The organism is Nocardia cyriacigeorgica, assembly GCF_029868385.1.
GTDB lineage: Bacteria > Actinomycetota > Actinomycetes > Mycobacteriales > Mycobacteriaceae > Nocardia > Nocardia cyriacigeorgica_F.
Window position 1 is genome coordinate 113820 of record NZ_JARWNX010000040.1, and the last position, 23584, is coordinate 137403.

Genomic DNA, 23584 nt, shown 5'->3' on the forward strand with positions numbered 1-23584 from the left:
CGGATTCGTGAAGGCGAGGAGGTGGCGGTGGTGTCCGTGCGTGAGGTGATCGTCGAGGCCGACGGCGGTTCGCGCGGAAATCCCGGCCCCGCCGGGTACGGCGCCGTCGTCTTCGACGCCGACCATGTGCGGGTCCTCGCCGAACGCAAGGAATACCTCGGCGTCGTCACCAACAATGTCGCCGAGTACCGCGGACTCATCGCCGGTCTGGAGGCCGCCGCCGAGATGGGCGCCCGTGAGGTGTCGGTGCGGATGGATTCCAAACTGGTGGTCGAGCAGATGTCGGGCCGCTGGAAGGTCAAGCACGCGGCGATGATCCCGCTGGCCGATCGCGCCCGACGTCTGGTCGCCGGGTTCGACCGGGTGAGTTTCCAATGGATTCCGCGCAAGGAGAACTCACACGCCGACCAGCTGGCCAACGAGGCCATGGACGACGGCGGTCTGGTGGACCAGGTCCGCACCGCACGCGAGGCCGGGCACGCGCCCACCGGGCTCGGCGGTGGCGGCGGATCGGATACCGGGCCTGCCACCGACGATCCGGCGCCCGGCTCCGATGGTGCGGCCGCCACTCGCTCGCGCTCCGCGGTCGAGGGTGAGCGGTCGAACTGGACCGAGGAGGTCCGCGCGGCCAGCCCGGACGAACGGCTGGTGACCGCGAAGGAACCACCGCCCGGCTGGACCGGACTGTCCGGCCGCCCCACCCGATTCCTGCTGCTGCGCCACGGCCAGACCGAGCTGTCGATCGAACGCCGCTACTCCGGTCGCGGTAATCCGCCGCTCACCGCCCTCGGCCGGGAACAGGCCGCGCGCGCGGCGAAGATGCTGGCGGCCAAGGGTGATATCGCCGCGGTGGTGACCTCACCGCTCGGCCGGGCCGTGGAGACCGCCGAGGCGGCGGCCACCGCTCTCGGCGTCGCGACACAGACCTGCGACGGTCTCATCGAAACCGATTTCGGCGACTGGGAAGGCCTGACCTTCGCCGAGGCCGCCGAACGCGATCCGCAACGGCATTCGGCCTGGCTCGGCGATCCGTCGCAGCCCGCACCGGGCGGCGAGAGCTTCGATCAGGTGCGCGCGCGGGTGGAGGCGGCGCGCCGCGATCTGGTCGCGTTGTATCCCGGCGCGAATCTCGTTGTCGTGAGCCATGTCACACCGATCAAGACGCTGCTGCAACTCGCACTCGGTGTCGGTCCTTCGCTGCTCTACCGGCTGCATCTGGACCTGGCGTCGCTGTCTGTCGCCGAGTTCTATCCCGATGGTGGGTCCTCGGTGCGGCTGATCAATGATACGAGCTACCTATAATTCTCACCCGGCAACTGATGTGCCATGCCCTCATCGGGTGTCGTGAGTTGTTTTGGAGGACTGCTCAATGCCCAGCGTGAGCGGCGAATCCCGCCGAATTCCAACGTAATTGCGCCCACCGACAACTTTTGTGCGCGAATCACGGTTGTGTTGGTCGAATTTAGAGGATCGCGGTACGCTTCGGACCGGTCAGGCACAGGCGTCCCGTACGGCCTGCCTGGCCGGGAAAGGGTGTTGGTTTCCCGGTCGGCGCTGTCGGGGGTGACGATCGGCGAGTAACACTGCTCACCAGCGGTTTCGAGGGAAGAAGCCGTATTGCGCCGCCTATTGGTCTATGAGAGTGCAGGTTCGATGAGCAGTCCGATCAAGGTCGTTGTGCTAGGGGCGGGGATCGGCGGACTCACCACAGCCGCCGCATTGCAACATGCCGGGTTCGGAGTCGAGCTCTACGAGGCGGGGCCGGAGTTGCGGGCCCAGGGATTCGGTCTTTCGGTACAGGCCAATGGGATCAACGCACTGCGCAGCCTCGATCTGGGTATCGACACCGAACTGCTCGAACGCGGTGGCCGCGTGGAGACCTTCCAGTTCCGTAAGCCGGAGGGCACCCTGATCCGGGAGCTGCCCGTCTACACACTCGATGCGAAGCTCGGTGCGCCCGCGGTCGCGCTGCATCGCGCCGATCTGCATACCGCGCTGGTTCGCGCGATCGGCGATACGCCGACCTTCACCGGCGCGCAGGCCACGCGTTTCCTCGATGACGGCGACCGCGTCCGGGTCGAGTTCGCCGACGGCCGCGCGGCCGAGGGTGATCTGCTGATCGGCGCCGACGGCATCCACTCGATGGTGCGCGCGCAGCTGCACGGCAGGTCCGAGCCGCGGCCGGGCAATTTCGTGTGCTGGCTGGCCTGTGTCCCGTTCGAACACCCGCGCGTTCCGCGCGGTGCGTCCGCCCACTACTGGGGCACCGGAATGCGTTTCGGCATCCACGATATCGGCCACGGCCGGGTCTACTGGTGGGGCACGATGACCATGCCCGGCGCGGAGGCCGCCGACTGGCAGGGCACCAAGGACGATCTGCTGCGACTGTACGACGGCTGGGCGCCGGAGGTGCGCGCGTGCATCGAGCAGACCGAATGGTCCGAGGTACTGGCCGTGCCCGCGCAGGACCGTCCGCCGCTGGCCGAACTCGGCCGCGGCCGAGTGACCCTGCTCGGTGATGCCGCACATCCGATGCTGCCCAGTCTGGGACAGGGCGCGAACTCGGCGATCGAAGATGCCGTGGTGCTGGCGAATACCCTGGCCCATTCGCTGGATCCGGTGGCCGGGCTGCGTCGCTACGAACAGTTGCGCGCCGATCGCAGCGCCATGTTCGTCAACGGTTCGGCGCAGCTGGCCAAGGTCGAACAGACCGATAACGACAAGGCCGTCGCGGTGCGCGACACCTACTTCCGGCGGGCGCCGGAGACCTTCTTCCTGACCAACCTGGCCAAGCCCATGGGCTTCCCGGAGCTGGGCGGGCCGAGCGTCGAGCTGCCCCGCGCGCTCTCCCCGATGGAGCGCTGGCACTGGATCGCCGATCAGCTGGCACCGCTGCACATCCTGTCGCGGGTGCGGGTGCACGGCACCGTCACCGCCGAGCAGATCCGCGCGGGCCTGGACGAAGTGCAGCATCGACATCCGCTGCTGCGGGTCGCCATCGCGGCGAATCCGGACGGCACCGAACCGAGGTTCGTGCCGACGGACCGGCCGCTGCCGCTGCGGGTGGTCGAATCCGCGGACCCCGAGGCCTGGCTGTCCGAGACGGATGAGGTCGAGCTGCGCGAGCCCTTCGACTGGCAGCAGGGTCCGCTGGCGCGCGCGGTGCTGATCACCGATCCGGCGGGTGAGACCGCCGATCTGGTGGTCACCCTGCACTATGCGATCGCCGACGGCGAATCGGCGATGACCGTGGCCGCGCAGATCCTGCACGTGGCCGCGGGTGAAGCAGCCGAGCTGCCGCCGAGCCCGGTGCGGCCGGGGCCGGAGCAGCTGTTCCCGGCGAAGTATCGGGGCGGCAGCGGAACTCGCAAGATGATCGGTGCGCAGGTGCGCGATCAGTTGGCCCAGCTGCGCAGGCCGCGCCGGCTGGAACCGACCACCCTGGTGCCGCCCGCGCAGCGCCGCAGCCGAGTCGTGCACCGCAGTCTCGATGGTGATCGGCTCGACGCGCTGCTGGCCGGATGTAGCGCGCGTGGAGTGACGTTGCAGTCGGTGCTGTCGGCGGCGCTGCTGGTCGGTGCGGCACGGGAAGCGGGCACCACGGGCGCGGCGCCGTACACGGTGGGCAGTTCGGTGAACTTCCGCTCGCACCTCGACGGTGTGGTCTCCGACGCCGAAGTCGGTTCCTATCAGGGCATGATCGCCACCATGGCGAACTACGCGCCGTGGGCCTCGCTGTGGCAGGTGGCCGAGGAGATCGACGGCGCCTACCGCGAGCGGATGGCGCGCCGTGACCATATGTCGGCGCTGAATCTGTTGCAGGCGGTCGGTCCGAAGTCGGTGGCCGCCAGTGCTTCGACGGTGAAGCTGATGGACAGCCGCGGCCCTGGTCATCTGTGCATGACCTACCTGGGGCAGTACGACGTGCCGGACAAGATCGGCGCCTGGCGACTGTCGGAGGCGCAGTTCGTCTCCGGGATGTCGGTGAGCGGTTTCATCATGGCGACAGCCAACGCGACCCACGGTCAGCTGTCGTTCAACGTGGGCTATGTGGAACCGGCGGTGTCGACCGAACGTGCCGAACTGCTCGCCGACGAAAGCATTCGGGCGCTGCTGTCGGCGATCTGAGACAGTTCGTTCCCCATCCGACTACCTAGCGGCGGCCCGGCTGTTCCCCGGCCGTCACCGCCGCGACCTTCGATCGATACGGACGGCTGCTCTGGCGTCCCCGCGTGATCACGATGCCGTGACCCGTCGACGCAGGCAGCGGGCCCGCATCCGGCCGCACGAGGAGCTAGGCGTGAATTCCGAGACGACACCGGCGGAAGCGGAGGAACCCGGACCGACCCGCTGGCCGGTCACCGCCTACCAGCGCGACATTCTGTCCGCGGCGTTCCGGTTCGCACCGGAACCGGTGTCTCAGCTGGCCGTGAAAGGCGATGTCGACCGGCCGTTGGATGTGGCGCGGATGCGGGAGGTGCTGCATCGGGCGGTGCGCCGCAATGATGCGCTGCGGTTGCGGTTCGAACTGGTCGACGGCGAGTTCCGGCAGTGGGTCTCCGAAGCCGAACCCGTGCTCGAGCATGTCGATTTCACCGATGAGCCCGATCCGGCCGAAGCCTGCGCCCGGTGGATGAGCCTGGCCTCGGCACAGCCCATCGACGGTCCGGCGAATGTGGCCGTCGCGGTACTGGTCGACGATCCGGCCGATTTCCACATCTTCATCCGGGTGCTGCACGCCAATGCCGACGGATGGGCGTTGAACATGCTGCTCGCGCACCTGATCCACGATTTCCTCGACACCGAGGGCGTCGAACCCGACCAGCCGTTGCCGTCGTATCGGGAACTGCTCGACGCCGAGCAGGACTATCGCTTCTCGGCCGAATGGCAGGCCGACCGCGCGGCATTGCTCGACCATATCGGTGACGCCGTCCCCGCCCTGTTCACCCGGACCGCCACACCGACAGCCGTGCGCGGACATCGAGTGGTGCGGCTGGACAAGGCGTATCTGGACCGGCTGCGCGCCACCGGCACCTCGTCGTTCGCGTACTCCGCCGCCGCGCTCGGCGCCTATCTGTGCGCGGTGCACCGCACCGAGGAAGTGATGCTCGGTGTGCCGATGCTCAACCGCGAGACGCCGGTGGCGTTGGCCGCGGGCGGGCATGTCACCAACATGTTGCCGGTGCGGGTGCGCATCGGCGGTGCGCGGACGCTGTCCGAGGTGGCCGTCGACGTGGCCGTACAGATCAAGGCATTGAAGCAGCGGCAGCGCTTCGCCTATGGCGATCTGATGCGGGCCCTGGCCGAAGACCCGTCCGCGCCAACGCTGTTCGATGTGTCGTATTCGTACATGCGGTTGCCCGCCTCGGATCATCTCGACCAGATCATGGAGCGGCTGCGGCTGCCCAATGCCGGATCCTGCCTGCAAGCGCTCAATATCGTCGCCATCGAACATCAGCGCGACGGCTCACTGAGTATGCAACTGATCTACGACCCGGACGTCTTCGACGCCACCTACCCGATCGGCAGCGCCATCGACAGCGTCGCCACCATGATCGAGGCCGCGCTGGCCGATCCGGCGCTGCCGGTATCGGCGCTGCCGTTGCTCGCGCCGCCGACCGCACACCGGGTCGCCGAGTTCGAGGCGGGACCGCGCGCGGATTTCCCGTACACCACGCTCGACCGGCTCTTCGCCGATCAGGCCGCGGCGCATCCGGCGCGCACCGCCGTCATCGCCGCCGACGGCTCCCGGCTCGGCTATGCCGAACTGGCCGAGCGAGCCGACGCTTTCGCCGATCAGTTGCTCGCGCTCGGCGCGACCGGCAACGAATGCGTGCCCGTGGTGTTGTCCCGGTCGCCGGACATGCTGATCGCCATGTACGGCATCCTGCGGGCCGGATGCGCGTACGTGCCACTGGACCCGGAGTTCCCGGCCACCCGCATCGAGACCGTGCTGGCCGACTGCGGTGCGCGATTCGTGGCGGCCGGGCCCGAACACCAGTCGGTATTCGACCGGCTCGGCGTGCTACGCGTACAGCCTGGCGAGGGCCGTCCGGTACACGTACAGAACCGATCGCATCCGGCTGATCTCGCCTACCTCATCTACACCTCCGGTTCGACCGGTAGGCCCAAGGGCGTGATGATCGAGCATCGCTCGGTGGTCAACCGGCTGAACTGGATGCAGCGCCGGTATCCGCTCGACGTGCGCGACGTCGTCCTGCACAAGACGCCAGCGACCTTCGACGTGTCGGTATGGGAACTGTTCTGGTGGGCCATCGTCGGCGCCCGAGTGGCATTGCTCGAAGCCGGTGGCGAGCGCGATCCGCGCCGCATCATCGCTGCCATCGAGCACGACGCGGTGACGGTGCTGCATTTCGTCCCGTCGATGCTGGCGGCCTTCATCGGCGAACTGGAGACCGACCGCGCCGCCGTCGACCGCATCGCCACCCTGCGGCGGGTGTTCTGTAGCGGTGAGGCCCTGCCGCCCGCGCTGGTGCGGCGCTTCCACGCCCTGTTCGCCGCGGCCGATGTCACCGCACCGCAGCTGGTGAATTTGTACGGCCCGACCGAGGCGACGGTCGACGTGTCCTACTTCGACTGCCCCGACGGTGAACCGCTGGACGTGGTGCCCATCGGCAGGCCGATCGACAATATCGATCTGCTGGTGCTGGACGAGCACGGCCGCAGGCTGCCGCCGGGTGTGCCGGGTGAGCTGAACATTGCCGGTGTCGGTGTGGCCCGCGGTTACCGCGGTCGCGCCGAGCTGACGGCCGCGTCGTTCGTGCACGACCGCACCGTCGCTGGTCGGCGTCGCTATCGCACCGGCGATCTGGTGCGCTGGCTGCCGGACGGCCAGCTCGAATATCTGGGCCGGTTCGACGATCAGGTGAAGGTGCGCGGCAACCGCGTCACCCTCGGAGAGGTGCAGAACGCGATGCTCGACTGCGCGGGCGTGCACGCGGCGGCCGTGGTCGACGAGAAATCCGCACAGCACGGTGTGTCTCTGGTCGGCTACTACGTCGGCGAATCCGACGCCGAACCGACGACCGACCGGCTGGCCGCCGAACTCGGCGCCCGGCTGCCCAAGTACATGGTGCCCACCAGGTTGGTGCGGGTGGAGCGCATTCCGGTGACCCGCAACGGCAAGGCGGATCGGCGGGTGCTGGCGCAGGCGGCGGCCGAGCAGCGTCCAGCCCAGCGGTCCGCCGGTGCGGGGGAGCCGCGCACCGAGGTGGAGGCCGCGCTGGTGCGGGTCTGGTCGGACACCCTCGGCGTCGACTCGATCGGTGTGCACGACAACTTCTTCACCCACGGCGGTGATTCCATCCTCGCGCTGTCGGTGCGCACCGCCGCTGAACGCGCCGGGCTGCGCTTCGACGTCGATACCTTCTATCAGCGCCCCACCATCGCCGAACTGGCGGAGGTGATCTCCGGCGGGGTCGAGCGGGCGCCGGAACCGATCACCACGCGGCTGGCGACTGTTGCGCTGATCGATCACGCCGCACTGCACCGCGCCGAGGACGCTTTCCCGGCCACCGCGCTCCAGCTCGGCATGATCTTCCACAGCCTCGAGCGCGCAGATTCGGTCACCTATAAGGACGTGTTCCGGTATCGGCTGCGGATCCCGTGGCAGGAGCGGCAGTTCCGGACGGCGTTCGATCGGTTGCTGCGGCGTCAGCCCGCGCTGCGGTCGTCGTTCGAGCCGACGAAGTTCTCGGTGCCGCTCCAGATCGTGCATCCCGACATCACCGCTGATTACGAGGTCATCGATCTGTCCGCCCTGGCGGATTCGGCGGCCGAACGCCGGGTCGAGGACTATATCCAGGAACGCAGGCACGCCCGGTACGTCATCGACCGGGCGCCGCTGCACGCGCTGCGGGTGTTCCTGCGCACCCCCGATCCGGGCGCCGATACCGCCGCGGTGGATCTGGTGTTCAGCTTCCACCACGCCATCCTCGATGGCTGGAGCGTGGCCACCTCGGTACTCGAGTTGCTACGTGACTACCTGCACGCCCTCGGTGTCCTGGACACCGGCGTCGACGACACCGCCCATCCGGCGGCCGCGCTCGCCGAATACGCACAAGCGGAACTGACGGCCACCCAACGCGATTCCGCACGCGACTTCTGGCGTGAGACCCTGGCCGGTGCGGAGGCGACCGCGTTGACGGCTTGGGCGGCGCATCAGTCACAGGGTTGCGAGCCCGCACGAGCGCGGGCTCTGGTGCCGCGGCGACTCAGCGCACGCGTCGCCGATTTCGCCGCGCGACACCAGGTGCCGGAGAAGGCGGTCTATCTCGCCGCCCACCTGTTGGCGCTGCGGCTGCTGTCCGGTCGCGTCGATGTGACCACCGGCGTCATCAGCCACGGCCGCCCCGACCGCGCGGGTGCGGAAAGCCTGGCCGGACTGTTCCTCAACACCCTGCCGATGCGCTTGGACGCCAGCGCCATCACCTGGCGTGACGCCGTCGACCAGGTGGTGCGCCGCGACCGCGACGCCTACCCGCACCGGCGCTATCCGCTGCGCGCGATCATGGCCGATCACGGCGGACCGGTCTTCGAGACGGCGTTCAACTACGTCAACTACCACCAGTTCCAGACCGTGCTCGGCGCGGACCGGGTGCGGCTCGATGACATCGACATCCGCGAGGAGACCAACTTCCAACTGCTGGTCACCGCCGCCACCGATCCACGCGACGGCCGGATGTGGTTGCGGGTCGACGGTGACGGCGCCCTCGGTGCCCAGCAGTGTGCGACCGTGGCACGCACCGAACTCCGGATGCTGGCCGCAGTGGTGGACAACCCGGAAACCGCCGCCGATCCCGGCGCCGAATGGGTGTGCGGGCGCGATGTCGGTTCGCTGATCACCGAGGTGGCGGCCGTACGCCCGACCGATATCGCCGTCGCCTCCGACGATGCCGTCTGGACCTACGACGAACTCGTGACGCGCGCCGACCTCATCGCGGCCCGGCTGCTCGCACACGGTGTGTCGGCGGGATCGAAGGTCGCGATCATCGGCCGGAGCACCCCGGAGCTGGTGGCGCTGGTGCTCGCGGTGGCCAGGATCGGCGCGGCGAGCGTCCCGCTGGACGTGCGCTACCCGCGGGCCCGATTGAACCTGATGATCCAACGCGCCCGGCCGCATCGGGTGGTCGTCGACGTCGAACACCTCGACCTCATCGACGATCCAGCACTGGTACTCGATATCGCCGAACTCACCGCTCCCGCCGGACCGGCCGACACCACGGTGCCGAGATTCGCGCCGGTGCACCCGGAAACCACCGCCTACGTGCTGTTCACCTCGGGTTCCACCGGTGCGCCCAAGGGTGTGGCCATGCCGCACCGCGGGTTGACCGCGCTGGTCGACTGGCAGTTGCGCACCGAGTCCGGCGCCGGACTCGCCAGCACCCTGCAAGCGGCGCCGCTGAGTTTCGATGTGGCGTTCCAGGAGATCTTCACCACCCTGGCGGCCGGATCCACCCTGCGGGTGAGCGAACGAGATCTGCGCGCCGATATGAACGATCTGCTGAGCACCGTCGCCGATGAGGAGATCGAACGGGTCTTCCTGCCGTATGTGGCCTTACAGGCGTTCGCCGAGGCGGCGTCGATACGCCAGATCTATCCGGCCGGGTTGAAGGTGCTGGCCTCCTCGGGTGAGCAGTTGCGCATCACCGATGAGATCCGGGCGTTGCGCGCGGCGATCCCCGGCCTGCTGCTGGAAAACCAGTACGGCCCCACCGAAACCCATGTGGCGACCACCCATCCGCTGACCGGCCCGGAGAGCGCGTTTCCGGTGCTGCCACCGATCGGTCGTGCGGTCGACGGCGATACCGCCCACATCCTCGACCGTCGGCTGCGGCCGGTGCCCGCTGGCGTCATCGGTGAGATCTACATCGGCGGACAGACCCTGGCCCGCGGATACGAGGCCATGCCGGGGCTCACCGCACAACGATTCGTCGCCGCACCCGGTGGCGTGATCCGTTACCGCACCGGTGATCTGGGTGTGCGGCTACCTTCGGGTGACATCGTATGCCTGGGCCGCAGCGACAGTCAGGTCAAGATTCGCGGCTATCGGGTGGAACCGGCCGAGGTCGAGCTGAGCATCCTCGGACTGGTCGAACAGTTCCCCGGCATCACCGAGGCCGCCGTGGTGGCGCGCGGGTTCGGCGGTATCGATGGCGCGCTGATCGCGTTCCTGGTCGGTGATGAGACGACCGACCTCACCGCATTGCGTGCCGAACTGCGGTCGATCCTGCCCGCGCACATGGTGCCCGCACGGTTCCAGTGGGTGGAGTCGATGCCGCGTACGCCCAGCGGTAAACGCGACGACCGCGCATTGCTCGCACAATCGACGTCCGGTAGTGCCGAACTGGCGCGTCCACATCGCGAACCGGTCGACGCTATCGAGCGTTCGGCCATGGAACTGCTCGCCGAATACGCCGGGCTGCCGTCCATCTGCCCCGATGAGGATTTCTACGCCGTGGGCGGAACCTCCATCGGCGCTATGCGCGTGGTGATGGGGTTGTCCCGACGCTGGGGCGTCGAACTGCCGATGAGCGCGTTCGTCGCCGCGCCCACCGCGGCGGGACTGGCCGGGTTGATCCGCGCGGGCGACACCTGTACCAGCTTCGATCCGCTGGTGCCGATCCAGCCGGAGGGGACCAAACCGCCACTGTTCCTGGTGCATCCGATCGGCGGCAATGTGCTCTGCTATCTGGCGGTCGCCAAGTATCTGGATTCGGATCGCCCGGTCTACGGGTTGCAGGCGGCCGGTGCGGACACCGGAAGCACACCGCTGACCTCGGTCGGTGAGATGGCCGATTCCTATATCGCCGCTGTTCGCCGGGTGCACCCGGAAGGCCCATACCATCTGGCGGGCTGGTCGTTCGGCGGATATGTGGCGCTGGAGATGGGGCGAAGGCTGCCCGACGACCAGGTGGCCAGCGTGACGTTGCTGGACACGATGGCGCTGCGGCAGCAGACGCGGGAGCCGATTCCCGAGGAGAAACTGATCCGCTGGTTCTTCCTCGAACTGCTCTGGTACGCCCGCGGAAACGAGACCGCGCTCGGCGAATTCGAACCGGATGTGCACGATTCGGCGGAACTGTTCGACGCCATGCTCGCCGAGGCGATCCGTTCCGGAATCCTGCCCGAAGGCAGTCCGGCGCAAGCGATTCGACGGCTGTACGAGGTGTTCCACGCCAACTACACCGCGCTCATCGACTACCGGCCCTCGATCGTCGATCGTGATATCACGCTGTTGCGTGCCACCGACGGCATCCCGCGCGGTTTCGATATCGCGCATCAGACCATCGGCACCATGTTCGACAGCCAGAACAATGGCTGGCAGCAGTACGCAGGCCGCCGATTCGAGGTGGTCGCGGTGCCAGGCGATCATCTGCACATGATGACCGAACCGCATGTCGGTGAGGTCGGTATGCAATTGGACGCGGCGGTGTCGGCAGCGGATCCGGATCTGGATCGTGAGTTCAGCGAGGGGATGCTCGACGCATGATCGCCGCGGTGTCGGGCAGATCCGCGCTGCGCAAGACTGTCGCGGTGAATTCGTCCAGCGGATAGAACAATTCGATCGCCAGCTCGGACAGGGTGACATCCGCCGGTGCGCCGAAGGTGGCCATGGTGGAGAACATCGACAGGGTGCCCGCCGGGGTGCGGACCCGGATCGGGAACTGGAACGGGCTCGGCTGATCCGGTTCGTCGTCGTCGAGCGCATCCGGTACCGGGTAGGCGGTGACCTCGTCGTAGAGGGCGCGCAGCTGAGGGTCGCCGGTCGCGCCGACCTGCCGGGCGAGCCGGTCCAGGAACAGTTCACGCACCCGGTTCGGGCTGGTCAGGCGTGCGGTCAGGCCTTGAGGGTGCAGGACCAACCGATAGACGTTCGGCGCGGGCGCAATCACGTGATCGGGTACGCCGAGGGTGAGGATGCCCATCGCGCGATTGCCGGTGACCACATTCCACAGCCGGTCCACCACCACCGCCGGATACGGTTCGTGCGCGGCGAGCATCGTATCCAGCGCCGAACGTACCGCGGACAATGCGGCGTCGTCGAGACTGCTCTCCCGATATGCGGGTGCGTAACCGGCCGCCATCAACAGCGTATTGCGTTCGCGCAGCGGCACATCCAAGGTATCGGACAGTCGCAGGATCATGGCGCGACTCGGCTGCGCGCGCCCGGTCTCCACATACGACACATGCCGCGCGGAGGTCTCGGCCGCCAGCGCCAGATCCAGTTGGCTCAGCCGCCGCCGCTGCCGCCATTCGCGCAGCAGACCGCCGACTCCGGACGGGGTCACGAGCTGGGTGGAGGTCATGGGGTGCACGCTAGCCGACCCCGCCGAGGCGAGGCCATGACCTCGGAGGTTATTGAGCCGATGACCTCGCGGGTTGCACAGTGGTGCCGGTGTCGACGCCACGCGTCGAGGGACCGTTCGAGAGAGGAAGACCTCATGAGCACTGTGCTCCACGAACCCACCGGCCTGGCCCCGGTCGACCGGCTACGGCGCGCACTGCGGGTGGACGGCTGGGCCACCGGCGCATTCGGGGTGATCATGCTGGCGGGCGCGATCCCACTGCGTGACCCGCTCGGCCTGCCGACGTCCTGGTCGATCCCGTTCGCCGTCGCGATGATCGGCGGTGGCCTGGCCCTACTGCTGATCGCCGGGTATCCGGTGATCAACGGTCGGCATGCGGCCGCGGTGGTCGCGGTGAACGGTGCGTCGGCCGTGGGGATGACGGCGCTGGCGTTCTCCGGGCTGATCGGACTCACCGGCCTCGGGGTGATGTTCCTGCTGATGGGCGCGCTGACCGTCGCGGTGTTCGCCGGAATCGAATACCTCGGTCTGCGGCAGGCCGGTCCGAGAACACCCGGATCGTGGATATGAGCCGCTAAGCGGACTTTTCCTCGTCGGCGGCGGGCCAGATGGCGCGTAGTGGGCGCAAACCCTCCTCGACATAGTCGGCGATGGGGCGCTCACCGCCGTCGAGGTACCACTGCTCCATGGCGGCGAAATAGCCGAAGGCCAGGGCATGGGCGGCCACGCGCGCCTGGGTTTCGGTCAGCAGGCCGGTCGAGGCGATCAGGGGGGTGAGCCGCTGGCCGGTGCGGTCGGCGGAGGCGCAGGCGGCCATGCGCACCGAGGGTTCGGTGAAGTGGTAGCGGACCCGGCGCCATGGGCCGCGGTCGGGCGGGGTGTCGGCGTCGGAGTCCGGGGTGGCGCGTTCTGGTGCGGATTCTTCGGCGCGCACGGAGCGGAGCAGGCTGCCGATGGGATCGTGCGGGTCGACCATGTCTTCGATCTCTTCGGTGCTCAGATTGTCGAACTCGTCGGCGACGATGATCCCTTCCTTCGTGCCGAAGAGGCGGTAGACCGTCGACGGTGACACTTCGGCGGCGGCCGCGATCTCGTCGATCGTGACGGCGCCGAACCCCTTCTCGTCGAACAGGTCGAGGGCGCATTCCTGAATGGTGTGCGTGGCTTTGCGCCGCCAGCGCTCACGAAGTCCGCTCATCTCGTCAGACTATCAGCAAGTCACTCTCTGGAGATTGCTGCTTTCGTTCAGATATTGACTGTCTGGAAGTTGATCCCTAGAGTCACTCTCTGGAGACAGTCACTGTCTCAATGGGGCGCGTGGCTCGATCGGCTCACGCGCTCCCGGCTCGACGACGACGCGTCGAGACGAGCGATCCACGACGGGACAGCGATGACCACCACCGACCTCACCGCGACGAAAGAACGATCGGCCCCATCGGATACCGGCCGAACCGGTCCACAGAGCCTCGCCACGCTCCTGCGTCCCCACCTAGGCGGTTTCACCGCCGTGGTCGTCCTCCAGGTCATCGGTGCCGTGGCCGGTCTTGCGCCGCTGTTGGCGGTGATCGAGCTGGGCCGCACGCTGCTGGCACCGGAACCCATCGACCACGGTCATGTCCGGTTCGTGGTGGCGCTGGGAGCGGCGGGCTTGTTCGTCCGGCTGCTGTTCACCGCCGCGTCCTCCGGGCTCGGACATCTGCTCGACGGCCGGGTGCAGCTGTCGCTGCGTCGGCAGCTGGCCGCCCACCTCGGCCGCGTCCCGATCGGCTGGTTCTCGCGGCGCCGGACCGGTGAGCTGGCCAAGGTGGTCGGCGAAGACGTGAGCGCGGTGCATCCGTTCATCGCCCACGCGCCGGGGGAGTTGGTGTCGGCCTTCGTGGTGCCGCTGGTGTCCCTGGTCTATCTGGTCACCGTCGACTGGCGACTGACCTTGATCACGCTGATCCCGGTGGCGCTCGCCGTCTCGCTGGTCCCGCTGATGATGACGTCGGCCCGGCAGCGCGAGCAGCGCGATTTCGACGCGGCGATGGGCCGTATCGCCGACGCGGTGGTGGAGTTCGTCCAGGGCATCGCGGTGGTCAAGGCGTTCGGCGGTGGCGAACACGCGCACCGCAGGTTCGCCACGGCGGTCGATGATTTCGCCGATACGTTCCTGCGCTGGGCGCGCGGACTTTCCCCGATCGCCGCCGGAATGCAGCTGGCCCTGTCACCGCCGTTCGTCCTGCTGATCGTGCTGTCGGGCGGCGCGATCCTGATCACAGGTGGCACGCTGGCTCCGGCCGATCTGCTGCCGTTCCTGCTGCTCGGGCTGGGTGTGACGGCCCCGGTCGCAGCGCTCGGCCACGGTTTCGACGATATGCAGGCCGCCGGACGCGCGGTCGGCCGGATCCGGGACGTGCTGAACGTCGAGCCGCTGTCCGAACCCGCTCACCCCGTCCCACCACGCGGCCACCGGGTGGAGTTGCGTGCGGTCCGGTTCGGCTACGACACCGACCGGGAGGTGTTGCGTGGCATAGATCTGGTGCTCGAACCGGGTACCGTCACCGCGCTGGTCGGGCCATCGGGAAGCGGTAAATCGACACTCGTACAGCTACTTCCACGGTTCTTCGACCCGACCCACGGCATGATCACCCTCGGTGGTGTGGACCTGCGCGAGATCGGCAGTCACGAGCTGTATCGGCGGGTCTCCTTCGTCTTCCAGGACGTGCGGCTACTGCGTGCCTCCGTAGCCGACAACATCGCGCTCGCAGTCCCGCGCGCCGACCGCGAGCAGGTGGTGCGCGCCGCCGAGATGGCGGGCATCCACGACCGGATACTGGAGCTGCCGCACGGCTACGACACCGTGCTCGGCGCGGAGATCGGGCTGTCGGGCGGTGAAGCACAACGTCTTTCGCTCGCTCGCGCCTTGCTGGCCGACACCCCTGTTCTGGTGCTGGACGAGGCGACCGCATTCGCGGACCCGCAGACCGAACAGGCCGTGCGCCACACGCTGGCCGGCTTGCGCGGTGACCGGACGATCCTGGTCATCGCCCACCGGTGGGAGACCATCGCCGACGCCGACACCGTAGTGATGCTCGAGGACGGGGTGATCGTGGACAGCGGCGCTCCCGCACAGTTACTGGCCGCGCGGGGCAGGTTCGCCGCGTTCTGGCAATCTCATCGAGGAGATGTGTCGTCATGATCGGAATGTTGTTGCGCGTGCTGGGCAATCAGTACGCCGGGCCGGTGCGCCGCACCGTGGCCCTGATGATCACCACCGCGATCCTGGAGGGGCTGTCCTATGCGCTGCTGGTCCCTGTGCTCCGGGAGTTGTTCGGCGGCGCCCCCGAGAACGCCTGGCCGTGGTTGATCGCGTTCGGCATCGCGGTCGCGGTGTACGCGGTGCTGCGCTACCTCAGTGATCTGGCCGGATTCCGTGCCGGAACCACTCTGCTGCGTGGCACCTACCACCGGCTCGGCGACCACCTGGCCCGGCTGCCCATCGGCTGGTACGGCCCCGACCGCGTCGGCGAGGTATCGGTACTGGCGGGCCGTGGCGTGCTGGAAGCGATGAGCATCATCGCGCATCTGCTCGCCCCGTTCCTCACCGCCGCGGTGACACCGCTGACGATCGTCGTCGTGATGTCGGTCTTCGACTGGCAGCTGGGGCTGGCCGCCCTGTTCGCCGTCCCGCTGGTGGCGGTGATCCAGGCCAGGACCGGACGCGCGATGGCCGACGCCGACGCCGTACGTCACGAACGTGACCAGCGGGCCGCCGGTCGGGTCATCGAATATCTCCAGGCCCAGCCGGTGCTGCGCGCGGGCGGCCGGACCACCGAACGCTTCGACCTGCTCGATGATTCGTTGCGCGGCCTCCAGGGCGCTGCCCGCCGATCCGCGCTGACCGCCCTACCCGGCATCGTCGGCCTCACCCTCGCCGTGCAGGCGACGTTCACCGTGCTGCTCGCATTGGGCGCCTACCTCGCGGTGGGCGGCAGGATCGGCGCGGCCGAGGTGCTCGCCCTCCTGGTGCTCGCCGCCCGATGCGCCGAACCGCTGCTGTCGCTCGCCGAGATCGGCGGCAAGCTGCGCAGTGCGCGCGCCCAGCTGACGCGACTCGACACCCTGTTGCGCACCGAGCCGCTACCGGAACCCGCCGAGCCCGTCCGGCCGCAACGCCACAATGTGGAGTTCGACGCCGTCACCTTCGAACACGGCGACCGCACCGTGATCGGCGACCTGAGCCTGACGGTGCCGCACGGTGCGCGGGTGGCGATCGTCGGCCCCTCCGGCGCGGGCAAGAGCACCCTGCTCCAGCTCGTCGCGCGATTCCACGAGGTGAGCGCGGGCGCGGTGCGGGTGGGTGGCGTCGACGTCCGCGATATCGGCAGCAGCGCACTGATGACGCAGATCGCCATCGTCTTCCAGCACGTCTACCTCTTCGACGGCACCATCGAAGACAACATTCGTCTCGGCCGCCCCGACGCCACCAGCACCGACATCCGTGCTGCGGCAACGGCGGCGGGTTTGGACGAGGTGATCGAACGGCTTCCCGGCGGGTGGAGCGCCGACGTGGGCGAAGGCGGTGCGCTGCTGTCCGGCGGTGAACGCCAGCGCGTCTCCATCGCCCGTGCCCTGCTGAAGAACGCCCCCATCGTCCTGCTCGACGAGGTCACCTCCGCCCTCGACCCGGTCAACGAAGCCGCCGTCCACCGGGGCATCGAACGGCTGATGGCAGGCCGGACGGTGCTGATGGTCGCCCACCGCATGCACACCGTGCAGACCGCCGACCGCGTCGTCTTCCTCGACGGCGGGCGCATCGTGGAAGAAGGAGCCCACGACGACCTGCTGAATCGCGGCGGCCGCTACGCCGAGTTCTGGAACATCGCCACAGCACGGTGATGACCCGTCCCCTCGCCACCCCTGCGCCATCCCTGATCGGAAGTGCCCTGTGCTGACCACCCCGCTGCTGCTGATCGTCCCCACCCTGGTCTTCCGTATGCTCGGCGCCTTCGGCGTCCGCCGATTCGATACCTGGCGAGTATCTTTCGCGCACGGACTGGCGGTGATGCTCGTCTTCACCGGCCTCGCCCACTTCGTTCCCGACACCGTCGATGCGATGCCGAGCCATGACGATCTCGTCGCCATGGTTCCGGCGTTCGTCCCCTTTCCTGGCGCCACGGTCTACCTGACCGGTGTGCTGGAACTGCTCGGCGCGGCGGGTCTGGTCGTCACCGGCACCCGGCGGGCCGCCGGACTCGGCCTCGCCGCATTGTTCGTCGTGATGTTTCCGGCGAACGTCCATGCGGCGGTCTCCGATATTCCGTTGAACGGCGATCCCGCGACCCCGCTGTGGTTTCGGATTCCGGAGCAGATCGTGTTCATCGCCGTCGCGGTGTGGGTGTCGGGTGTGACGGTGTCAGATATGCGCGAAAAGCTGTGGGGCTCACCGCGGAATGGGGATGAGTTCGACCAGCGTTCCTCGACCGGACTTGGGCGGGAGCAGGGCGAGCGCCTGAGCTGAGATGAGGCTCGCCAGGTGCGGGGTGTGCACCGGGCCGGTGCTGTGCCAGACCCCGCCGGGTTGCTGGCAGACCGGGACGACGCGGGTGTGCCTGTCCTGGGTGCCGGACGAGTCGGCGATCCGGCCACGCAGCGGTTCGGTGGGGGTGCGCGCGGTGCGGGCGTCGACGATCGCCGGGCCGGTGATCAGCAGGGCGGCGATCGCGGCGAACGGGTTGCCGGGGAGCGCGAGCAGCACTCGGCCGTCGGGGAGCAGCGCGACCAGCTGGGAGCCGCCGGGCCGGATGGTGAGCCCGTCGATCAGGATCTCGGCGCCCAGCCCGGACAGCAGGGCGCGCAGGTGGTCGGCGGCGCCGCGGCCGGTGGCGCCGACCACCACGACGAGTTCGGCGTCCGAACGCAAGGCGAACCAGGAGCCGAGAAGTTCCCGGCAGTCGTCGAGCCGCCAGACATGCGTGGTCTCGATATCGCACGCCCGCAGATAACCGGGCAGTACCGGGCCGATCGCGTCACGGGTCTGGCCCGGTGTCAGTGGACCCTCCGCCCGGATCTCGGAACCGGTGATCAGTACATCCGCGCGCAATGGACCACGTACCGGCACCGCATGCATCTCCGCACTCAATGCCGCCGACACCACCGCCCCGGACACCCGCGTTCCCGCCGCGGCGAGCCGAGCGCCCGGCGCCCAGTTCTCGCCGCGCCGCCGCGTATCGTCGCGGACCGGAGCGTCCGGGTCGCGTATCACCAGCGTTTCGCCGGAAAGCGTACTGGTGGAAATGAATTCGTCGCGAATGACTGCGGTCGAACCGGCGGGTGCGGGCGCCCCGGTCGCGATGCGGACCGCCTGCCCGGACTCGAGTGGTCGACCACCATGGGTGCCCGCCACGCGGGTGTCATCGCGCAGCACCCACGGCCCGGACCCGCAGACCGCGTACCCGTCCATGGCGGCGGTGTCGACGCGTGGCAACGCGGTCGCGGTGGTGAGCGGACCGGCCAGCGTCGCACCGACGACCTCGGCCAACGGACGCTCGGCGCTCCCGATCGGCTCGAGCCGTTCCCGCAGCCATGCCCGTGCGTCGTCCACCGAGCGCGCGGGCACGTCACCGATGTCCCGATCGAACGTGCCGTGGTCGGCCACCGCCATCCGTGCGGCCGCCGGGCTCACCGCGAGCCTCCCGGCGCGGGCATGGCGACCCGCCGAGCCCGGAATATCCGGGCCGCACGGACTGCCGGTGGCGTCGAGCACCCGCCGCCGACGAACGCGGCATCGTCGGCCCCCTGCGCCGCCGCCGGGCCGCCCGCCCGCCGCCCATGCGCCCATCGACCCGAGTTCACCCACATCATGCCCACCATCCTCACCGCTTCCTATTTCCCGCCATTTGCACCGCAGTTGCCCCACCGTGACGGTGCGCTCACAGTCCGCCCGATGAGGTTGTGCGAACCGTGTTAGCGTCCGGTCCGTGGATTCACCGCCGCCGCGCCCCTTTCCCACAATCGAGCCGTACGCGTCCGGGCTGCTGGAGGTCGGTGACGGCCAGCGGATCTACTGGGAGACTTCGGGAAACCCCGCCGGAAAACCCGCCCTTGTCGTGCACGGCGGTCCCGGATCGGGAGGATCGCGCGGCTCACGCAAAACCTTCGACCCGCAGATCTACCGCATCGTGCTCTTCGATCAGCGCGGATGTGGGCAGAGCCTGCCGAACGCGGCCGATCCACGAGTGAGCCTGGCGCACAACACCACCGAGCATCTGATCGCGGATATCGAGCGGTTGCGGGTCCATCTGGGGATCGAGCGATGGCTGCTGTACGGCGGATCATGGGGTTCCACCCTGATCCTCGCGTACGCGCAGCGATATCCGGAGCGGGTCTCGGAAATCGTGCTGGTCGGCGTCACGATGACGCGGCGCGAGGAGGTCGACTGGCTCTATCGCGGTGTGCGGCTCCTGCTGCCCGAACAGTGGGAAGCATTCCGCGACGGTGTCCCCGCTGCCGAACGCGAGGGTGATCTGGTCGCCGCGTACAGCCGGTTGTTCGATCATCCCGATCCGCAGGTGCGGTTGACGGCCGCGCGCCGCTGGTGTGCGTGGGAGGATGCCGTCATCGCGCACGAGAAGACCGGATCGCCAGGACAGTACAGCGCCCGATCGGAACAAGAGATGCTGGCGATGACGCGGATCTGCGCCCACTATTTCGCCCACGCCGCCTGGCTGCCCGACGGTCAACTCCTGCGTGAGGCCCACCGACTCACCGGCATCCCGGCCGTACTCATCCACGGCAGACTCGACCTGAGCGCACCACTGCGCACCGCCTGGGAACTGGCCGCGGCCTGGCCCGAGGCGCAGCTACAGGTGATCGACGATTCCGGGCACACCGGGAGCCCGGCCATGAGGGAGGCCGTGTTGTCGGCCGTCGCGCGATTCGGGCGGCGGTGAGCACGATGAACTCAGCACACCCGAAATGCGAGGTGATCACCGGAAAGGCCCCTGCCCCATGAGAATCGATCCGGCGAACGCGTTCGCACCTCCGACCGCGGCGACGGTGCCTTCGGGGAATGGCCTCGTGTGCCGCTTGTCGACGATGTCGGCAGCGTTATCGATCGGTTGACCGACGCGAATGTCGTACCGGGGAATCCGGCTGTGCGCCGGGTTCGCTCGGCTCAGCTGGAGGGCTCAACCGCAGGATCATCTCGTTCTCCGGTCGCGGGTCATCCGGTCCGCAGGGCTGCGCGCGTCCGGTGCGGTGGAATCCTCGGCGCCGATACAGATTCTCCGCGTGATGGTTCCCGTCGAGCACCCACAGTCGCAGTTCGGCATGTCCGCCGGTGCGGGCCCAGTCGCACACCGCGTGTACGAGGCGGTCGGATGTTCCGGTGCCGCGAGCGACGGGATTCACCCACACCGACACCAGTTCCGGTGATCCATCCGGTAGGCAACCGGCCGCGGAACCGAGTGGGGTGTCGCCGTTCTGTGCGACGAACAGGGTGCGCCCCTTCGCCCATGCGCGCCAGTGTTGTTCGTCCCATGCCGAGGCTTCGGCGAAGGTCGTGCTGAAGGTGCCCGGCGGCGATCCCGCGAGCGCGTCGAGCCGGATGGCTCGGGCGGTCGGCCAGTCCTCGGGGTGTACCCGGCGCACGATCATCGGTCGATCGTGCGCCGGATAGAGCACACCCGCAAGGGAATTGATCAGTCTTTGGGTCCACCGGCGACGTAGATGACCTGACCGGAGACGAAGCCCGCGCCCTCGCTGGCGAGGAAGGAGGCCGTGTGGGCGATGTCTTCCGGGTAGCCGACGCGGGCGACGGGGATCTGGGAGGCGGCGGCAGTCTGGAAGTCCTCGAAGGAGGCGCCGACGCGGGCGGCGGTGGCCGCGGTCATCTCGGTGACGATGAAACCGGGTGCGATGGCGTTCGCGGTGACGCCGAACTTGCCGAGTTCGAAGGCGAGGGTCTTGGTGAAGCCCTGCATACCCGCCTTGGCCGCGGCATAGTTGGCCTGGCCGCGGTTGCCGCGGTATCGCCCGGTGCCTGGCTCGCCCAATTTTGCGGTATTGGCAATTTTTCTTGCCGGGATCGACAAGTGCCCGCATCATCGTCTGCGGAGGTGGTCAACGTGACCGATGAGCTGAAAAGCAGCTATGACGTGGTGGTACTCGGCGGCGGAGCCGCAGGATTGAGTGGTGCGCTGACCTTGGCGCGGTCGCGCAGGACCGTGGCGGTGATCGACGCGGGCGCGCCGCGCAACGCACCGGCGGAGGGCGTGCACGGACTGCTCGGCCGCGAGGGTGTGCCACCGGGCGAACTGCTCGAGCGTGGCCGGTCCGAGGTCCGTGGTTATGGGGGAGAGGTGCTCACCGGCGAGGTGCGCACCGCGGTGCGCGACGGCGACGAATTCGCGGTCACGCTGACCGATGGCCGATCGACCAGGGCGCGCAGGCTGCTGGTCGCGTCCGGTCTCACCGACGTGCTCCCGGATATTCCCGGTCTGCGCGAGCGTTGGGGTCGCGATGTGCTGCACTGCCCGTACTGTCACGGCTGGGAGGTGCGCGATCAGGCCATCGGCGTGCTCGCCAGCGGCCCGATGGCGGTGCACCAGACCATGCTGTTCCGGCAGCTGAGCGATGACGTGACATTCTTCGCCCACACCGCGGCGGCGCCCACCGGTGAGGTCGCCGAGGAATTCGCGGCACGCGGAATTCGGGTGGTGACCGGCGAGGTGGCGGCGCTGGAAGTCGCGGGGGATCGGCTGGTGGGTGTCCGGCTCGCCGATGGCACCGTCGTCGCCCGCGACGCGCTGGCGGTGGGTTCGCGGATGGTGGCGCGTGCGAGCTTCCTGAACGACCTCGGATTGACGCCGGTGGAGCACCCCATGGGCGTCGGTGAACACATTCCCGCGGACCCGACCGGGCGCACCGACGTGCCGGGTGTGTGGGTGGCGGGCAATGTCACCGATCTGACCGCCCAGGTGGGCGCGGCCGGGGCCGCCGGGACCATGGCGGGCGCGCAGATCAACGCCGACTTGGTCGCGGAGGAAACGCGACTGGCCGTTGCCGCGCTCCGGGAGCCGTCCCCGGCCGAGGTGTAGACGAGATCTGTCCAGTGCAAGCGGCGGGTCGGTGCGGCAAGGGGCCTCGCCCCACCGCGCCACCCGCTGTGGCGCCCACCCACATCAACCGAAAGGATCACCGTGACCGAGGAATTCGGCAAAGAGTTCTGGGAAGCCCGCTACCACGGCACCCACGCCGCCGACCGGGAGCCCAATCCCCAGCTCGTCGCGGAGGTGGGTGAGCTGGCCCCTGGCACGGCGCTGGACGCGGGGTGCGGAACCGGTGGCGAAGCGATCTGGCTCGCCACCCGCGGTTGGCAGGTGACGGCCGTCGACATCTCCACCGCTGCACTCGACCAGGCCCGCGCCCGCGCCGGCACCGCCGGTGCGGACATCGCATCCCGCATCACCTGGCAACAGGCCGACCTCACCGAATGGCATCCCCCCACAGCCCATTTCGACCTGGTCTGCACCCATTACGTACACACCTCCGGCTCCCCGCGGGACCTGTTCGCCCGCCTGTCCGCCGCCGTGGCCCCCGGCGGCACTCTGCTCATCGTCGGCCACCACCCCACCGACCACCTGTCCGCCCACGCCCACTCATCCCGAGCCCACATCACCGCCACCGACATCGCAACCACCCTGGACCCGTCCCGATGGGAAATCCAAGTCGCCGAAGACCGTTCACGCCGCACCCCTGGCCCACACGGCACCGAGGTCACCCTCGCGGACACAGTGCTGCGAGCCCGTCGCGTGTAATCAGGCGGGGATCGACTCGCGATCGGATCCGTCGAGGGGCGGATAGTGGTCGTCGCCTGTGCGTTCGGCTGCCGCGATGTAGTCGGCGAGGGCGTCGCGGGATCGGGTGAGCCGGTCCATCTGGTCGTCGATTCGCCGCAGTCGAGAGCGCATCGCGGCCAGCATCTCCGGGCAGCCGGGGAGTTCAGGTGCTGCTCCGGTCGCGCAGGGGAGCATGTAGGCGATGTCCTCGGAGGACAGGCCGGCACCGAGCAGATGCCGGATCTGCTGTACCCGCAGCACGGCGGACTCGTCGTAGTCGCGGTAGCCGTTCGCGCCGCGGTCTGCCTCGAGCAGGCCCTGCGCCTCGTAGTAGCGCAACTGGTGGGTGTTGACACCCGTCCGGCTGCTCAGTTCTCCGATCCGCATCGCATCCTCACTTGACCTTCATATCGGTATGAACGTTGATGATGC

The 23584-nt window shown here is 68.6% G+C and carries 15 protein-coding genes and 1 pseudogene; 10 read left to right on the forward strand and 6 right to left on the reverse strand.

Going from position 1 to position 23584, the window contains the following annotated elements:
* The first annotated feature begins 36 nt into the window (after positions 1 to 36).
* The 3 genes from QH168_RS10695 (at position 37) to QH168_RS10705 (ending at position 11512) form a co-directional block, all read left to right on the forward strand.
* Positions 37 to 1302: a bifunctional RNase H/acid phosphatase gene (locus tag QH168_RS10695; protein WP_432421074.1), complete on the forward strand. Its 1266-nt coding sequence runs from the start codon at positions 37 to 39 to the stop codon at positions 1300 to 1302.
* Between the two features lie 351 nt (positions 1303 to 1653).
* Positions 1654 to 4128, forward strand: coding sequence for an FAD-dependent monooxygenase (locus QH168_RS10700; RefSeq protein ID WP_280234394.1), 2475 nt, complete (start codon positions 1654 to 1656; stop codon positions 4126 to 4128).
* 172 nt (positions 4129 to 4300) lie between these two features.
* Positions 4301 to 11512, forward strand: coding sequence for a non-ribosomal peptide synthetase (locus tag QH168_RS10705; RefSeq protein WP_280234395.1), 7212 nt, complete (start codon positions 4301 to 4303; stop codon positions 11510 to 11512).
* Here the strand turns inward: QH168_RS10705 and QH168_RS10710 are convergent.
* Positions 11487 to 12329, reverse strand: coding sequence for a helix-turn-helix domain-containing protein (locus tag QH168_RS10710; RefSeq protein ID WP_280234396.1), 843 nt, complete (start codon positions 12327 to 12329; stop codon positions 11487 to 11489). The two genes, QH168_RS10705 and QH168_RS10710, sit on opposite strands and share 26 nt — an antisense overlap.
* A gap of 135 nt (positions 12330 to 12464) precedes the next feature.
* Here QH168_RS10710 and QH168_RS10715 point away from each other — a divergent pair, with 135 nt between their 5' ends.
* Complete coding sequence (locus QH168_RS10715) at positions 12465 to 12899, forward strand: hypothetical protein (RefSeq protein ID WP_280234397.1); 435 nt, start codon at positions 12465 to 12467, stop codon at positions 12897 to 12899.
* A gap of 4 nt (positions 12900 to 12903) precedes the next feature.
* Here the strand turns inward: QH168_RS10715 and QH168_RS10720 are convergent, their stop codons facing one another.
* Positions 12904 to 13527: a TetR/AcrR family transcriptional regulator gene (locus tag QH168_RS10720; protein WP_280234398.1), complete on the reverse strand. Its 624-nt coding sequence runs from the start codon at positions 13525 to 13527 to the stop codon at positions 12904 to 12906.
* A gap of 192 nt (positions 13528 to 13719) precedes the next feature.
* Between QH168_RS10720 and QH168_RS10725 the strand changes: the two genes are divergently transcribed.
* Genes QH168_RS10725 through QH168_RS10735 form a run of 3 tightly spaced genes read left to right on the forward strand, consistent with a single transcriptional unit; the run spans position 13720 to position 17832 of the window.
* Complete coding sequence (locus QH168_RS10725; RefSeq protein WP_280234399.1) at positions 13720 to 15510, forward strand: ABC transporter ATP-binding protein; 1791 nt, start codon at positions 13720 to 13722, stop codon at positions 15508 to 15510.
* Positions 15507 to 17210 (forward strand): ABC transporter ATP-binding protein, encoded by a 1704-nt coding sequence (locus QH168_RS10730; RefSeq protein WP_280234401.1) that lies wholly within the window; start codon positions 15507 to 15509, stop codon positions 17208 to 17210. Before QH168_RS10725 ends, QH168_RS10730 begins: the two co-directional genes overlap by 4 nt.
* A 49-nt stretch (positions 17211 to 17259) precedes the next feature.
* Positions 17260 to 17832, forward strand: coding sequence for a DoxX family protein (locus QH168_RS10735; protein WP_280234403.1), 573 nt, complete (start codon positions 17260 to 17262; stop codon positions 17830 to 17832).
* Here the strand turns inward: QH168_RS10735 and QH168_RS10740 are convergent.
* The gene (locus QH168_RS10740; protein ID WP_280234405.1) at positions 17755 to 19170 is read right to left on the reverse strand and encodes a molybdopterin molybdotransferase MoeA; all 1416 of its coding nucleotides are present in this window, start codon (positions 19168 to 19170) and stop codon (positions 17755 to 17757) included. The genes QH168_RS10735 and QH168_RS10740 overlap by 78 nt on opposite strands.
* 121 nt (positions 19171 to 19291) lie before the next feature.
* Here QH168_RS10740 and pip point away from each other — a divergent pair, with 121 nt between their 5' ends.
* A complete protein-coding gene (gene pip, locus QH168_RS10745) occupies positions 19292 to 20263 on the forward strand; it encodes a prolyl aminopeptidase (RefSeq protein WP_280234406.1) in 972 nt (323 codons plus the stop codon).
* Between the two features lie 157 nt (positions 20264 to 20420).
* Here the strand turns inward: pip and QH168_RS10750 are convergent, their stop codons facing one another.
* A complete protein-coding gene (locus QH168_RS10750) occupies positions 20421 to 20969 on the reverse strand; it encodes a GNAT family N-acetyltransferase (protein WP_280234407.1) in 549 nt (182 codons plus the stop codon).
* Between the two features lie 44 nt (positions 20970 to 21013).
* Positions 21014 to 21337: pseudogene (locus QH168_RS10755) on the reverse strand (SDR family oxidoreductase); the annotation flags it as partial.
* A 102-nt stretch (positions 21338 to 21439) separates the two neighbouring features.
* Between QH168_RS10755 and QH168_RS10760 the strand changes: the two are divergent.
* Both QH168_RS10760 and QH168_RS10765 read left to right on the forward strand, forming a co-directional pair.
* Positions 21440 to 22411 carry an NAD(P)/FAD-dependent oxidoreductase gene (locus QH168_RS10760; RefSeq protein ID WP_280234409.1) on the forward strand — a complete coding sequence of 324 codons (972 nt, stop codon included), beginning with the start codon at positions 21440 to 21442 and terminating at the stop codon, positions 22409 to 22411.
* Between the two features lie 102 nt (positions 22412 to 22513).
* A complete protein-coding gene (locus QH168_RS10765) occupies positions 22514 to 23131 on the forward strand; it encodes a class I SAM-dependent methyltransferase (RefSeq protein WP_280234411.1) in 618 nt (205 codons plus the stop codon).
* On the opposite strand, the gene QH168_RS10770 is transcribed toward QH168_RS10765, so the two are convergent.
* Entirely contained in the window at positions 23132 to 23539 is a 408-nt protein-coding gene (locus QH168_RS10770) for a MerR family transcriptional regulator (protein ID WP_280234413.1), read from the reverse strand.
* Between the last annotated feature and the right edge of the window lie 45 nt (positions 23540 to 23584).

Excerpts from the sequence above, each read along its gene's own strand:
- QH168_RS10700 (WP_280234394.1), top strand. The coding sequence starts at position 1,654 with ATGAGCAGTCCGATCAAGGTCGTTGTGCTAGGGGCGGGGATCGGCGGA.
- QH168_RS10710 (WP_280234396.1), bottom strand. The coding sequence starts at position 12,329 with ATGACCTCCACCCAGCTCGTGACCCCGTCCGGAGTCGGCGGTCTGCTG.
- QH168_RS10715 (WP_280234397.1), top strand. The coding sequence starts at position 12,465 with ATGAGCACTGTGCTCCACGAACCCACCGGCCTGGCCCCGGTCGACCGG.
- QH168_RS10720 (WP_280234398.1), bottom strand. The coding sequence starts at position 13,527 with ATGAGCGGACTTCGTGAGCGCTGGCGGCGCAAAGCCACGCACACCATT.
- QH168_RS10725 (WP_280234399.1), top strand. The coding sequence starts at position 13,720 with ATGACCACCACCGACCTCACCGCGACGAAAGAACGATCGGCCCCATCG.
- QH168_RS10730 (WP_280234401.1), top strand. The coding sequence starts at position 15,507 with ATGATCGGAATGTTGTTGCGCGTGCTGGGCAATCAGTACGCCGGGCCG.
- QH168_RS10750 (WP_280234407.1), bottom strand. The coding sequence starts at position 20,969 with ATGATCGTGCGCCGGGTACACCCCGAGGACTGGCCGACCGCCCGAGCC.
- QH168_RS10770 (WP_280234413.1), bottom strand. The coding sequence starts at position 23,539 with ATGCGGATCGGAGAACTGAGCAGCCGGACGGGTGTCAACACCCACCAG.